The sequence below is a fragment of the Methanohalophilus sp. WG1-DM genome, from assembly GCF_004104135.1.
In the GTDB taxonomy this organism is placed as follows: Archaea; Halobacteriota; Methanosarcinia; order Methanosarcinales; family Methanosarcinaceae; genus Methanohalophilus; species Methanohalophilus euhalobius.
On record NZ_RRBA01000002.1, the window covers coordinates 71,001 to 84,745 of the forward strand.

Here is a 13,745-nt window from a genome sequence, read left to right on the forward strand (position 1 = left end):
AATTCACGATTTAATAGCTGAAAAAATCAGATTACAGCAATCTTTCCTGCCTCTGTTATCGAATACTCATCTTTTTCTTCGATATATCCCATGGCCTTAAGATCACACAATTGGTTGTATGTCATTCCCCTGGGATTTTGATATTCCAATGTTGACTGCAATGGTCTTGACCTACTTGATGGCCAACTGGATCTGTTCAAGGATCAACTACTTACATCACGATACATGATGCCATAAACGCAGCAAATTATAGCAATACGACCAATGTTTATCCTGGAACTTACACAGAAAATGTGGACGTGAGCAAAAAACTAAACATAATCTCCGAATTTGGAATCGCAAGGGAGATGAAAGAGAATGAAGAGAATGAGAAACAGAGACTAATTCTTATAAAATGTACCCCTCTGTGACACCACCACCGGCCCAACTGCTGGGTTCTGCAGCAAATGCGGCATGACATTAACTGCCAAAAGTATGGTGAACATACAGATAGTGGCGATGAGGTATTGACATTACTGATGGATACCATCAAGCATAATACTGATATGCTTATTAGAGATTTACAGGAAAACAAAAAGAAAGTCTGGTAATTGAAAAAGAAGATTATAACAAGGATTCTGCAATTGGCCGTAAAAAATATTAATATCGCCTTCAGTGGGGACTATTATGAGAAAGCCAATATCTTTATTCAGAGGGAAAGCAGGAAAAATGCTGCCACTAGCAGCAGTACTATTTCTCCTGATAGGATTTGTGCTTGGAGTAGGTTTGATGACATTTTTTTATCAGGGAGGCAGTACTGTTGATTTTGCCGGAGAAAATAGTATAGACAATGTAACATATGCAACAAGTTCCAATAAAAATTCAAGTGAAACATATAAAATATTATATCAACAAATTATTGACTCTGTGGTTTCTGTAAAAGTACAGGGAGAAATAAACGGAAATCAATTTAAAAGTGGAGGATCGGGATTTGTTTACGATGAAAAAGGACACATAATTACAAATCAGCATGTTGTGGATAATGCTGATTCAGTAGAAGTATATTTCAGCAACGATATCGTAAGAAAAGCCAAGATTATTGGGACCGATAAATATTCTGATATTGCAGTTTTGAAGGTAAAAGAAGATCCTTCTAATAAAAATTTCACAGCTCACCCACTTCCAATGGCTAATTCATCCGAAATAAAGCCCGGACAAATAGCTATGGCTATAGGCACACCACATGGACTTGAAGGTAGTGTAACTCATGGTATAATTAGTGCCACAGGAAGAACAATGTCTACTTCCAATGGATTTTCAATCCCAAACATGATACAGACAGATGCCCCTTTAAATCCAGGAAATTCTGGAGGCCCTTTAGTTGACCTTTCAGGTCAGGTAGTTGGTGTAAATAGAGCAAAGAGCGGGGATAATCTTGGGTTTGCTATCCCTTCCAATAAAGTCCAAAGAGTTGCGAATGCTATAATTGAAAAAGGTGAATATGAACATTCATGGCTGGGGGTGCAGATGCTTCCTGTAAGTTCTAAAATGGCAGATTTTATGAATCTCAATGATGAAGCTGCAAGAGGTGTTATGATCGCTGCCGTCATTGAGGATGGACCGGCCTATGATGCCGGGTTGAAAGGTGCTAAAAGTATAGAAATCGATGATCAAATGGCTTTTGTCAATGGTGACATCATAGTTGCAATCGATGATAAAAAGATGTATGAAAGTGATCAAATAATTACCTATATCGACAAAAAAAGGCCATCAGAGACTATAGAGGTTGATTACTATAGAAACGGAGAAAAGATGACAACGGAGGTGAAACTGGGAACTAGACCAAATTGATTTATATTTTAAAAACAGAATGTTTTTACTTTTTATTTTATATTTTTATTTAAAAAATATAATTGAGAGGAAATTGTTAACTTTGATTGTAGCAGATATAATTTCCTTCAAAATAACGTAGGTTTTTAATTCTTAGAAGCATTACCATCTCCAGTAGAATTCTCAAAGCTAGTAGAGGTAGTATTCGCTTTTTCAATGGATTCCACTGTTATATCAAAAACTACATTTTCACCTGCAAGTGGAGAATTGGCATCCAATACAACATGAGTACTATTTACGTCCTTTATTGTAATGATACCCATCTGTGTTTTCAGTTTTTTACCTTCTGAAGGGGTTGTATTTGTACCGGTCACATTTTGGTACTTGTCAATCGTGACAGCCTGTACAAGATTATTCTTATAGGGTCCAAAAGCTTCCTTTGCTGAAAGGTTCAAGATCTTTTCCTCTCCTTCAACCATACCTATAACCCCCTCATTGATACCAGAAAGCATTTTTTCTGAGCCAACTTTAAATTCAAGTGGAGATGCCGGTGGAGTTATATTATTTTTTACAGCAATTTCTTCAATGGATGTTTCAATAATATTACCATTTTCATCCATCAAAGTATAATTCATTGTAATAATATCGCCTTTTTCAACAGATTTCTCTGTCGAAAGATTGCTTATTTCGGCACAACCGCTAAAAAGGACAATACTTCCAAGCAATGCCAAGGTTATGAGCAGATTTTTTCGTATCATCATGGCCGCCAATGAATCCCAAACTAATATTTTTTTTGGTAATTGCCATAATCTAAAAGAGCAGTTAATTTTTCTAAAATATTACAACTTTTTTGAAATATAACATATAGAAACATTATACTAATTTCTAGAAAATAATCCATGATTCTTATATACATATAAACCCATGACAATGATAAAAGATCAGTACAAACAAAATCAAGGAACTTTTTTACTATAAAAACAGTTGTGTATTAATCATATTTAAATGGAATGAATGGCATCAAAATGGGGTTATACATATAGTAACTCAATGATGCTGTATAAACTGACATTGGAGAAGAACCATGATAAGTTACCTGCTTATTATTCTTGGAATCGTCTTTCTATATATGGGAGGTAACTGGTTTGTTGAAGGGGCGTCTGCCCTTGCCAAACGGCTTGGTATATCTTCATTGGTAATCGGTCTTACAGTTGTCGCATTCGGAACATCTGCACCAGAACTTATTGTAAACATTATGGCTTCCTTTCAGGAAAACAGCGGAATGGCATTTGGAAATATTATAGGGAGTAACCTTATCAATACTCTTCTAATATTAGGTCTTGCGGGGGTAATAGCGCCTTTATCTGTACAAAGTTCAACTGTTTGGAAAGAAATTCCTCTCTCAATGCTTGCTGTCCTTGTTTTGGTGGTCTTATCAAACAAAATTGCTTTAGCTGATGATTCAATAAATGTCCTTACTAGAGTGGATGGACTCATATTGCTTTTTTTCTTTTTAATTTTCGTGTATTACATATTTGAATCCATAAAAAACAATAAAGTCAGTCCTTCCAACAAAGTCGAAAAATATTCGGGGATGAATATTTCACTCATGCTTATAGGTGGATTGACTTCATTGATCATAGGTGGAAGAATGACTGTGGATGGTGCAGTTTCTATTGCAAGAGATATGGGGATTAGTGATTTTCTTATATCTTCAACAATAATAGCAGCAGGGACGTCATTACCAGAATTGGTAACTTCGGTTTCTGCTGCTATTAAAAAGGAAATGGACATATCCATGGGAAATATAATAGGTTCGAATATTTTCAACATCTTCCTTGTAATGGGAATTTCTTCAACGATTTCTCCTTTGATGGTGCCCACAGGTGTCAACACAGATCTAAGTATCCTGGCCATAGCAACGTTTTTGTGTTTTTTATTCATGTTTACAGGAAAAAAACACAGCTTAGAAAGATGGGAAGCAATAATCTTTGTGACGATGTATATAGGATACGTCCTTTTTATTATACAAAGGGGTTAAATTCATCCTACTAACATCATCAAATAACCTGAAAAGATAGGTAGTATAAGATTGTCATTTTCCAAAAGGTTGAGTACTTGCCTCATAGAAGAATTAGTCTTCATGTCTCTCCCGATTATGCTTTCCAGCAGCATACTTCCTGTACTTGCTACAAGTGCCTGCAGAGATGAAACAAAAAATACTGCTCCTGAAAAAGCAGCTAATGCTCCTACAATTGTTCCTTCAAATGATTTCCTTTTGGAATAGGGCAGTTTATTTTTACCGATCATTTTTCCAGAAATCGTTGCAATCCCATCTCCCAGGGCAGTTATCGCGATTGAAGCATAGAGGATAGAGGTTGGAAAAAGTAACAGCGATATGCTAATACCAATGTGCAATAAAAGTGTTGGTTTTAAAGGAATGTAATTCTCATGTCGACGACTCCAACGTTCTGTCATTTCACAAACGGGTTGGTAATGCATTTTGCGAAGAATTAAAACTACTAGTATTGCAAAAACATATAACAATGTAAGCAGTATTAAAATTTCAAGTGCAAAATCACCTGAAATGTATATAAGTGGGATATACAGAAGACCTGAGAGTACATGTATGGCTTTACGTTCCAGGTCACCCTTTAGATCATGATTCAAGTTTTCTTCTCCAAACATTGATTGTATATATTAAATCCAATAGATAATATTGAAGCTGATGGAAATTTAATATTAATCGAAATATCAATTTACATAATAGCCGACAGGTAAGACTTAGTTAGTCTTACCTGAATTGGCCAGAACAACCATTTTATCCCCTTTTTCAATGATGTTTTCAAGCGGGGGGTTAACCATGTTTTTCCCATTCCTGTTCAAAGCAAGAAGTGTCATTCCTCTATTTACTCTCAGGTGCATTACTGCATCCTCAATTGTTTTGCCGTGCAATTCTGCAGGGAAGTTAACTTCTATAACATCGTGACCTTCAAGGGAGCTGGTTATATCTGATATCAGATCCACGACATTGGGTTCATGGACACCTGATGCAAGTAACCGGCCGGTTACAGAATCGGTATTGATAACATGATTTGCACCTATAGTTTTTATAGTCTCCACTTTTTCTTCAGACACAATAGTTGCAATGATGTTTGCATCAGGGTTTAATTCCCTAACCATTGCTGTGGCGAGGATGGTTGTACTGTCATTTTCAGTTGCAATAATAGCATGACTGGCAGTTTCGATATTCGAATTCCTTAACACCTCTTTTTCCAGAGGGTCTCCCTTTACAAAGTGAACCCTTTCTTTGAAAGGATTTGTTTCATACAATTCTGAAACAAGGCAGATTTCATACTTCTTGTCCATCTCCATTACAATTGATTTTATGATCTCGTTGGAATCTCCAAGCACAACCACATGATTTTGTTGTTTTGATCGGCTCAATCCTCTCACCTTCTTTCGATGTATGTCATAAACCAATACAGCTGCTGTAGGTAGCATCAGGACCCCGGTAACCATAAAAGGGATATAAAGATATCTTGCAAGAGAAGAAGAGGGAGCCACATCTCCAAATCCCACGGTCGTCAGGGTTGCAACTGTGCCGTATATTGCCTCATTTAAGGTTTTCCCGTCTATCATATAGAGAATAAGAATCTGGGCTATAGCACTTACAAGAAAAACAGCTGCAACTTCCCGTTCACGGTATTCTTTTCCCTTCACTAATCCAAGGATGGACTTCTTAATTTTCCTAAGCGGCCAGAGTACCATATTAACATTTGAAATTCACATGCATTTATTTAAAAATTATCCTGCAACCGGCTCTGTAGAAAACCACATTTGAATAATTACTGAAATAGAAATATACTTATCAAGATTATGAGATAACAACTTTCACTTATTTTTTTCATCCCAATTCCTGTGTTTTTTTGGAATTTATTTACCAAATCTATCTATAACATTACTTTTCAAAATAATTTTCTGCACTATATTATTTATATGCAACCATTTTATGATTCATTTTTTCACTCCTACCTATATCCCCAAAATAAAATGCGGCTGCCGGGATTCGAACCCGGGTTCTAAGCTTGGGAAGCTCAGGTCATAGCCACTAAACCACAGCCGCTCAATCAAGATTCAATGGATTCTATAGCTAATAAAAGTTTCGTGGGGGAAGGCATTGCCCTCTGCCCCTTATTCTTCAGTGTATTTGTCGATGATCTCCTCAAAGGAGTCAACCACATAGGAAAGATTGTCCCTGCCAACCTGATAGGTACTCAGTTTGAAATACTTGGTGAGCCCCCCCTTGATACCGTGGATATTCCGCTTCTTGAGTTCCTTGTACAGGAAATACCTGCCTTTCTTGGCGGTCTTGGAGATCTCATAGAACGGCGGGGTTTCAAAGAACATCAGGTCATGATTGTGGGGTTTCTGTCCCACCTGGATAAGCCCGAGTTCTTCCACTTTTTCCGAGAACCAGCGGGCATTGGCAATTTCTTCCTCCCAGTGTTTGGTACGCTCCACAACCTGGGGGAATGAGGCAATCATTGTCATCAGGCCGGCACCCCTGGAGGTACAGCCCAATAGCTCGATTTCCTTTTTCTTATGGGTGGGGGATTTCCTCAAAACGGTATCTGCGTATTCCTCCTGTACACCCAGCAGGCCAATTGGGCCGGATGATGCCATTGACTTGTGCCCACTGGCGGCTATGAAATCGGCTCCCAGTTTCTTTGCATCTATAGGCATCCTGCCCACGGAATATGCGCAGTTTAGAAGCAGTGGTACATCATACTCGTGGCATATATCTGCTACTTTCTTTGCATCGGCCAGATTACCGTAATTGCCGTCAGGATAGGTCAACAGAGCCAGTGCGGGGGGTTTGCCACTCTGGCTGGTAACCTTTTCGATAGCCTGTCCGTAGTCTTCAGGATCAATAGAATATTCCGGGTGGCCGCAACTTTCCACCTTCTCTATTTCCAGATCCGCCCTCTGGGCTGCAACATAAGAGGAATAGTGAGCCAGCCCGTCAAGCACTACAGTGTCTCCGGGTTTACCTATTGAGTGCATCACCGCAAACTTAGATTCCCGGGCGCCATGTGTGAGCCTGACCTCATCAGTACCTATGAACTCGGGAAGGGCTTCATGAACAAACTCATTCACTGGAGGCTTCTTTATGAGGTCCAGGACTCCGCCACAGAAATCACAGATCGAATAACCGTCTCCCCATTCAAGCAGGGCTTTGCGTGCATCCTCTGTCAGGATACCTCCGGTTTGCAAGGGATCGATATTAATGGCATCCTTTGGCCCCCTTTCGATAAACCCGAATTTTTTCAGTTTATCTTCATCAAGTGACATACTGGCTCAGGTCTCCTGCCAGATTATGCAAGGGCTTTTTCGAAAACACCACTGAACTCATCGCATTCTGCAGTGAGTTTCACCGCTGCATCCCTGATTGCCTGCACAGGGTCTTTGCCATCAGTCCTGACATAGAAGATAGGTTCACTGATACTTACGTGAAGCATATCGTAACTTGCGATATCCACATGTTCATCTTCAAGCAGGAAATGCTTAAGCATGTTCAGCAAGGTGTGGCTTTCTCCCTTTATTTCCACTTTAATCTCATCATCCTTTTTCTCAATGATCTTCAGTTCCATGATAAATCTCCTGTCCCTGTTGTGTTAGATAATTCCTGTTCCATAATCAGCTGAAAGTTTACGCTTTTCAGTCTTGCCACAGGCGGGACATTTCAGTTTCCCCTCTTCAATAGCCAGGGGTTCACCACATCTGCCACAAATTGCGGACATAACACCCAGTTCCCTGGCGGCAATGCTCAGGCGCATGCTATCAGTATCAATCACCTTTGCCTTAACAACATCCATAAGAGCAAGCTCATTGGCTATGTTTTTGACATAATCTTCCTTGATATTTGATATGTGGATGGCGGCAATTCCCGGATTGTTGACTTCCCTTTCTCCATGACCTTTTATGGCCGCTATCTGTACAAGTGCCATAGAATCACGTACATTCACCACATTGCCGACTACAATATCATCTTTCTTTATTACAGGTGGAAGTTCGGATGTAGCCCGCACGGAAACACTACGCTTTTTCCTGTCAACCTCAACATTTCCTGTTCTGGTCGAATATATGTTTCCTCTTAATGTATAGGTCCCTTCCCCGGCTTCAAACTCTTCGTTAGTACCAACAACATCACCGGGCAGCACAAACTGCTCTTCAATGTGTTTTTCAGCTTCTTCTTTGAGGTGCTTTTGAGGTTTCTCCTTTTTCAGGTTCTCAGGATTCTTCCCCTTGGCCTCTCTCTTTTCTTTTTGCTGGCCATTGTTTTTGGGATTTTGATTTTCTTCTTTCTCGTCCTTCTTTGAAGAACTTTTAATTTTCCTTCTTGTCGCCTTCTTCTTGTTGCGTATCCTAATAATAATCCCTCTTGGTTTCAATAATTATGATGTGATAAGGAGTTTATTCTGTATATTTCTACCTCAATTCGTTCTACATCTTTTTTATGGAATTTAAATGTTCTTTTTAGCGGGAAAGATGTAGTATACCACTCGGTAACAACTGATGGCTTTATGTATTGTCTTATAAAGTTAAAACTTCCGCTGTTATGAATCGAATAGATAGTATTCCCTGCATTTAGGGCAGCTGAGAGGAAAGGTCTGTCATTTCCCTTACATTGGGCGCCAAACGGGGGATTCATTACAACAGTGTTCGCTTTTCCATTTACCTTTTCTATAGGGCAATTAACAAATTCGACTTCAACATCCATCAACACGGCATTTTCTCTTGCAACATTTATTGCTTCCGGGTCACTATCATATCCGACAACCTTTGTGGCTCCCAGCAATGCGGCACCGATTGCAAGTATCCCGGTGCCACATCCCATATCAAAAACCGTACCTTCAATATCTCCCTTCATGTATGCGAAATGTAATAATTCAGCAGCAAGAGGTGCGGGTGTGGCATATTGTTCCAGTGTAGGATCGGGATCCTCAAACCCCCTGACCTTTTGCAATAACATCTCGAGTTTTCGCTGTTTCATCTCTTTTGAAACAGGAGACTCCTTCCGTAAGGTAGGAGAGGAATGTTTCTTACTTTTGTTTTGCATACTTATCACGTGAACTATTTATGTTATTGTGGTTAATATATGAGTATGGATAGGACTATTAAATTGAAACTTGATATGTCTGAGGAAGACAAAACAAGTCTCAAAAACACTGTTGTTTGTTTTAACAATGTGTTCAACATAGTTGCTGAGTATGGGTTTGCCAATCATACTCATTCCAAAGTCTCTATCCATCACGCTACTTACAAAGACATTAGAGAACAGTATCCACAACTTCCTTCTGCACTTGTTCAGGGTGCAAGGGATGTTGCCTGTGAAGCACTCAAGGCTGTTAAGAAAATGCGCCTTCCTGTGAGTAAACCTTTCTCTGCAATCAGATACAATAAACGTGTTATCCGTATTATTTTTGAACATGGATTTGCTTCTATTGCATCTGCTGATGGCAGAGTGAAGGTCCACTTTACACTCCCTGAATACTACAAACAATATATCAATTGGGAAATCAGGAGTTCTACACTTAGGTATGACACAGCAAACGATGTGTTCTATCTGCATGTAACTCTTCGAAAAGAATCTCCTGAACCAACTGGTAATACTGTTATGGGTGTAGACAGAGGGATTGTTAATGTTGCTGTATGTTCTAATAATGTCTTTTTTAACAGTAAAGAGGTCAAAAACACAAGGGCCAAATATGCACATCTCAGGCAGGAACTTCAGTCCAAAGGCACCAAATCTGCTAAACGTCTCTTGAAGAAGATTCGCAGAAAGGAAAGACGGTTTGTGACTGATGTTAATCATTGTATTGCCAAAGAAATTGTCAATATGCCTTATGATGTGATTGCTCTTGAAGATTTGACAAGTATTCGTGTCCAGAATCGAAAGGGTAAGAATTTTAACAGGAAACTCAGCAATTGGAGTTTTTATCAACTGGAACAGTTTATTCGCTATAAGGCAGAAGCCCTTGGAAAACGGGTTATTTCTGTTGACCCCCGGTATTCCAGTCAGAAGTGTTCCAAATGTGGACATACTTATAGGGGAAACAGGGATGGTAGTTCTTACCGTTGTCGCAATTGTGGATTTCAAATACATGCTGACCTCAACGCTGCACGAAACATTGCTCATGCAGGTATAACTTGCCTGAGTAGGCTGTCTGTCAACCAGCCGAATGTAGGGATGAGTACTGTACAGGATACAGCACAATGATTTACTTACAAGCCCCTTCCGGCAGGGAGGGGTAGTTGACCTATCATTCCCTTATCTCATCAAAAACCAGTTCTTCCCATTCACGTATCCCCAGTACGATCTCAAATTCAGGGGGAGTTAACATGGGGGCCGGGAATCTCCCTGCCTCGTCGATTGCAATCCTGGGACATGCAGTATTGACATATGCATCCGCCTGGAATTGCAGGAGCTGGTCGGGTGTTATGAGATCCATTGTTACAATTGATGCCTCTTTTCCTTTTTCCCTGGCAATGTCCCTTATATTCCTGGCAAGTTCCATTCTTTCCTGACCGGGTTTAGTGGACACCAGTATACAGAACCTCTTTCCTTCCATGGTTTTTGCAATTGCTGCATATCTCTGTTTCATGATTTGCTTGAGGTCGATGTACTCTACGGATGAAGTAAACGGATTCGCACAGAGTATGGGTTTGCCTGTTGAAAGGGCTATACCCAGCGGATGAAACTTCCCGCCGCCAATATACAGGTATTCTTCACAGGTTATGTCATATGCAGCTGAAAAATTGCAGCCAAGTACCTGTCCCGGATGCACGATCCTTCCATCTCCTTTTCCGATAATGGTTTCGAATCCTTTTTTTTCAAGGATTTTCCTGACTTCTTCCAGTTTATGCACGTGCTGTACAGTCGTAAGGAGGCCTATCCTTTTTCCTTTAAGTTTGTCTGCAGCCTGAAAAACCACATTACTTATATCGAGGTGTGAGGGTGCTTCAATATAAACTACATTTTCAAAAGGTTCAAGCCTGGAATGGCCGAAGTGGAATACAAGATCGGTATCTTTGACAAGTTGTATATCAAGATCACATGCCCCATAACAGGGGTTGCCTGAAATGAGAGTTTCTGCATCGGTATTATCCTCTATATATCCCGCGATCTTCATTGCCTGGCGTTTGAAGCCTTCAGGCAGCTGGAGGCCGACCTTTGTGGCTTTTTCCTGAACAATCATATTAACAATGGATTCCAGGTCAATGTCAAAATTCTCAATTAGTTTCACCGGTGTCCTCCAGTATTGAAACCCCGTCCTCATTCACAGCTATATCTACAAGTGTTTTGACCCTTATTCCTTGTCCTGCAAGTTGCTGTACACCATCTCCCCTACCTATAATAACTACTATATCGCTTATAGTAACTCCTTTTTCTTCCAGGGCCTTTACCAGAAAGCGCAGGGTACCTCCTGTGCTGATTACGTCATCAACAAGCAGTATACGTTCACCTTTTTCAACGCCGTTTATATAAAGTTCACCTTTAGAATATCCTGTGCTCTGGGATATCCTTATTTCACCGGGCAATTGGTATTGCCTTTTGCGCACGATAGAAAATGGGATGCCTGTTTTCAGGGAGATTGCTGTTGCAAGGGGAATCCCCATCGCTTCAATAGACAGGATCCGGTCGGCATCCATATCGGAATGCTCTATGATGTAGTCACTGATCTCATCAAGCAGCCTGGGATCTATTGCAGGTACACCATCTGTAATTGGATGTATGAAATAGGGGTATTTACCGCGTTTTACAATTGGTGCCTTCCTCAGGGATTTCTTGAGTATTTCTAACATATTTCACCCCGATAATGAGAAGAATCGTCTTCCTGGTCGAAGAAAGATTGAAGGCAGGAATAAATGGATTTATATTTATAACTGGCGGCTGGTATCTGCAACATCTATTTATATAAAACCTCTCTCCTCAGGGACAGGATTCAGAGATCATGCATCTTACAGAGGACATTACAATATGTCAGGCAGCTGCGGATGATAGGACAGCTATAGACTCGTTGCTCTCTACCTATTTTCTCGATGGGCAAGATCTGGATACAGGGAATTTTCTGCTGGCAAGAGTTGGTGACAAAATAGTGGGCACAGTAGCATTTGTAAGGGATAACATTGAGGAGGTACATAGTATTGCAGTTCACCCTTCATTCAGGAATAAAGGGATCGGCTCTTTGCTGGTCTCCAGTGCCCTGAATCTCTCATCGGGAAGTGCAGTATATGCAAGAACCACAGCAACATCCTTTTTCAGGAAATCAGGTTTTATTGAAGTAACCAGTCCTTCCAGAGAAGAATTGTGGGATGACTGTGCATGCTGTGAATGCCTGAAAAATTGCAGCCAGGACGTGATGGTGTGGAGGAGAGAATAATATGCAGACCCTTGGAATTGTCAATACTTATGATCGTATAAAGGTCCTTGATGCCCATTACAGGGCTATTGCCCGGGCAGCCCCGATTTGCAAGATATTTGGTTTTAGCCTTGCCCTTTTTGATTTTCCTTTTGATATGGAAAAAGATGAACTTGTGAAGTATGTTGTGGAAAAAACAACAATAGGGGAATCAGGAGCCTATCTGCAACAGCTCAATGAAGACCATCATTTTTTTGTACAGGATCTTCCAAAAAAAGGTTTTCCGGCACATTTTGGCAAACCTGTTGCAACCACTTCCAGAGCAGACGAATCAAAACGAATGACAGCTATGGATGCTGCACAGGGAATATTGCATCATGATTCCTACCTCTTCCTCGTTGGACTTGGCAGGAAAGGATTGCCAAAATCAATTATAAAACAGGCTCCCAATCATCTTGATATAAGTAGTGAGGGTACTTCCTGTGAAACATGTACGGCTATGGGGGCAATTCCTGCCTATATAATGGGCATAGTTGAGGGAATAAAAAGTAATAAGCATAAGTCCCATAAATCTTTTAAGCACTTTTCCTGATAATTCCTACAATGAGTGATAACCGGGTAGCATTAGTTCACTGTATGGATTTATTCCGCCTCCAAACAGGCAGTCAGGAAGGCAATCGATATGCTTGGTTGTTCTGATAAATCATAGCAGGTATGCGCATCTTGATTAAACCCAATGTGCTTGCTGCCCGGAAACCAGAAGATGCGGCTACAACCCATCCCTCTCTTGTCCGTGCCGTATGTGAAATTGTAAAGGAAGCGGGTGCTCATCCTGTTGTAGGGGATTGTGCCGGTATTACATCTGCCGGAGCAACCGCAGAAGCCTAGAGAAATCCGGTATAAAACAGGCTGCTCTAGAGGGTGGAGGTGAAGTTGTAAATTTCCAGACTGCAAGGCTTTAGTAAAGTAAAACCTGAAAAACCCCTGCGTTTGGATGAGATCTATGTGAGTGACAGCGTATTGGATGCTGATTATATCATTAACCTGCCCAAGCTCAAGACCCATGAACTCACAACAATGACCGGCGCAGTGAAAAAATGTTCGGTGCTGTTTCCCTGCGCATCAGGAAGGAAGTACACATGATGGCCGATCCTCTGATATTTAGTGAAGTTCTTCTGGATATTTACAATGTGGCAACTCCACAACTATCACTTATTGATGCAGTTGTAGGAATGGAGGGCGATGGCCCCTCCAGAGGCAAACCAATTAATGTAGGTGCAATCCTTGCCTCAAAAGACGGTATCTCACTGGATATAGTTGCGGCACAGTTAATGGGCTTTAATTCCCTTTCAATACCTTCCAATCTTGTGGCAGAGAAATTTCATGGCAAAGATTCTCCAGAAGTAATTGGTCTTGATGTGAATGAAATTGCTGTGCCTTTTAAGAGGCCGGACCCTAGCATGCTTAGGATGTTGCCTGTCTGGATTGTCCATTAATGCAGGAAACTTA

At 40.5% G+C, this 13,745-nt stretch carries 14 protein-coding genes, 1 tRNA gene and 2 pseudogenes; 7 read left to right on the forward strand and 10 right to left on the reverse strand.

From position 1 onward, the window contains the following. Window positions 1–435: 435 nt before the first annotated feature. Both CI957_RS11200 and CI957_RS02260 read left to right on the forward strand, forming a co-directional pair. Window positions 436–510 (forward strand): annotated as a pseudogene (locus tag CI957_RS11200) (hypothetical protein); the annotation flags it as partial. 156 nt (window positions 511–666) lie between these two features. Then, a complete protein-coding gene (locus CI957_RS02260; RefSeq protein WP_096711991.1) occupies window positions 667–1,830 on the forward strand; it encodes a S1C family serine protease in 1,164 nt (387 codons plus the stop codon). A 125-nt stretch (window positions 1,831–1,955) separates the two neighbouring features. Here the strand turns inward: CI957_RS02260 and CI957_RS02265 are convergent, their stop codons facing one another. Continuing rightward, a complete protein-coding gene (locus tag CI957_RS02265) occupies window positions 1,956–2,567 on the reverse strand; it encodes a peptidylprolyl isomerase (RefSeq protein ID WP_241645835.1) in 612 nt (203 codons plus the stop codon). Between the two features lie 326 nt (window positions 2,568–2,893). Here CI957_RS02265 and CI957_RS02270 point away from each other — a divergent pair, with 326 nt between their 5' ends. Then, the gene (locus tag CI957_RS02270; protein ID WP_096711989.1) at window positions 2,894–3,850 is read left to right on the forward strand and encodes a calcium/sodium antiporter; all 957 of its coding nucleotides are present in this window, start codon (window positions 2,894–2,896) and stop codon (window positions 3,848–3,850) included. A gap of 2 nt (window positions 3,851–3,852) precedes the next feature. On the opposite strand, the gene CI957_RS02275 is transcribed toward CI957_RS02270, so the two are convergent. The 7 genes from CI957_RS02275 to CI957_RS02305 all read right to left on the reverse strand — a co-directional run bounded on the left by CI957_RS02275 (window position 3,853) and on the right by CI957_RS02305 (window position 8,866). Continuing rightward, window positions 3,853–4,479: a diacylglycerol/polyprenol kinase family protein gene (locus tag CI957_RS02275; RefSeq protein WP_123151385.1), complete on the reverse strand. Its 627-nt coding sequence runs from the start codon at window positions 4,477–4,479 to the stop codon at window positions 3,853–3,855. 114 nt (window positions 4,480–4,593) lie between these two features. Further along, window positions 4,594–5,532, reverse strand: coding sequence for a TrkA family potassium uptake protein (locus CI957_RS02280; RefSeq protein WP_164909008.1), 939 nt, complete (start codon window positions 5,530–5,532; stop codon window positions 4,594–4,596). A 331-nt stretch (window positions 5,533–5,863) separates the two neighbouring features. Further along, window positions 5,864–5,935 (reverse strand) — tRNA-Gly (locus CI957_RS02285). Between the two features lie 68 nt (window positions 5,936–6,003). Beyond that, on the reverse strand, window positions 6,004–7,164 hold the full coding sequence (gene pscS, locus CI957_RS02290; RefSeq protein ID WP_128754139.1) for an O-phospho-L-seryl-tRNA:Cys-tRNA synthase: 1,161 nt from the start codon (window positions 7,162–7,164) through the stop codon (window positions 6,004–6,006). A gap of 23 nt (window positions 7,165–7,187) precedes the next feature. Further along, complete coding sequence (locus CI957_RS02295; RefSeq protein ID WP_096711985.1) at window positions 7,188–7,463, reverse strand: DNA-directed RNA polymerase subunit L; 276 nt, start codon at window positions 7,461–7,463, stop codon at window positions 7,188–7,190. Window positions 7,464–7,487: 24 nt separating this feature from the next. Then, window positions 7,488–8,264: an exosome complex RNA-binding protein Csl4 gene (locus tag CI957_RS02300; protein ID WP_128754140.1), complete on the reverse strand. Its 777-nt coding sequence runs from the start codon at window positions 8,262–8,264 to the stop codon at window positions 7,488–7,490. Next, window positions 8,261–8,866: an METTL5 family protein gene (locus tag CI957_RS02305; protein ID WP_128754187.1), complete on the reverse strand. Its 606-nt coding sequence runs from the start codon at window positions 8,864–8,866 to the stop codon at window positions 8,261–8,263. Before CI957_RS02305 ends, CI957_RS02300 begins: the two co-directional genes overlap by 4 nt. Window positions 8,867–8,971: 105 nt before the next feature. On the opposite strand from CI957_RS02305, the gene CI957_RS02310 reads away from it, so the two are divergent. Further along, window positions 8,972–10,093 (forward strand): RNA-guided endonuclease TnpB family protein, encoded by a 1,122-nt coding sequence (locus tag CI957_RS02310; protein ID WP_096711982.1) that lies wholly within the window; start codon window positions 8,972–8,974, stop codon window positions 10,091–10,093. 43 nt (window positions 10,094–10,136) lie between these two features. On the opposite strand, the gene dph2 is transcribed toward CI957_RS02310, so the two are convergent. Both dph2 and hpt read right to left on the reverse strand, forming a co-directional pair. After that, window positions 10,137–11,120 (reverse strand): diphthamide biosynthesis enzyme Dph2, encoded by a 984-nt coding sequence (dph2, locus tag CI957_RS02315; protein WP_172425451.1) that lies wholly within the window; start codon window positions 11,118–11,120, stop codon window positions 10,137–10,139. Further along, a complete protein-coding gene (gene hpt, locus CI957_RS02320) occupies window positions 11,107–11,679 on the reverse strand; it encodes a hypoxanthine/guanine phosphoribosyltransferase (protein WP_128754141.1) in 573 nt (190 codons plus the stop codon). Before hpt ends, dph2 begins: the two co-directional genes overlap by 14 nt. A gap of 149 nt (window positions 11,680–11,828) precedes the next feature. Here hpt and CI957_RS02325 point away from each other — a divergent pair, with 149 nt between their 5' ends. From CI957_RS02325 to CI957_RS10840, 3 genes and pseudogenes are all read left to right on the forward strand, one after another. After that, the gene (locus CI957_RS02325; protein ID WP_128754142.1) at window positions 11,829–12,257 is read left to right on the forward strand and encodes a GNAT family N-acetyltransferase; all 429 of its coding nucleotides are present in this window, start codon (window positions 11,829–11,831) and stop codon (window positions 12,255–12,257) included. 1 nt (window position 12,258) lies between these two features. Then, complete coding sequence (locus tag CI957_RS02330; protein WP_128754143.1) at window positions 12,259–12,828, forward strand: DUF531 domain-containing protein; 570 nt, start codon at window positions 12,259–12,261, stop codon at window positions 12,826–12,828. A gap of 122 nt (window positions 12,829–12,950) precedes the next feature. Beyond that, window positions 12,951–13,732, forward strand: a pseudogene (locus CI957_RS10840) (DUF362 domain-containing protein). Window positions 13,733–13,745 lie beyond the last annotated feature (13 nt).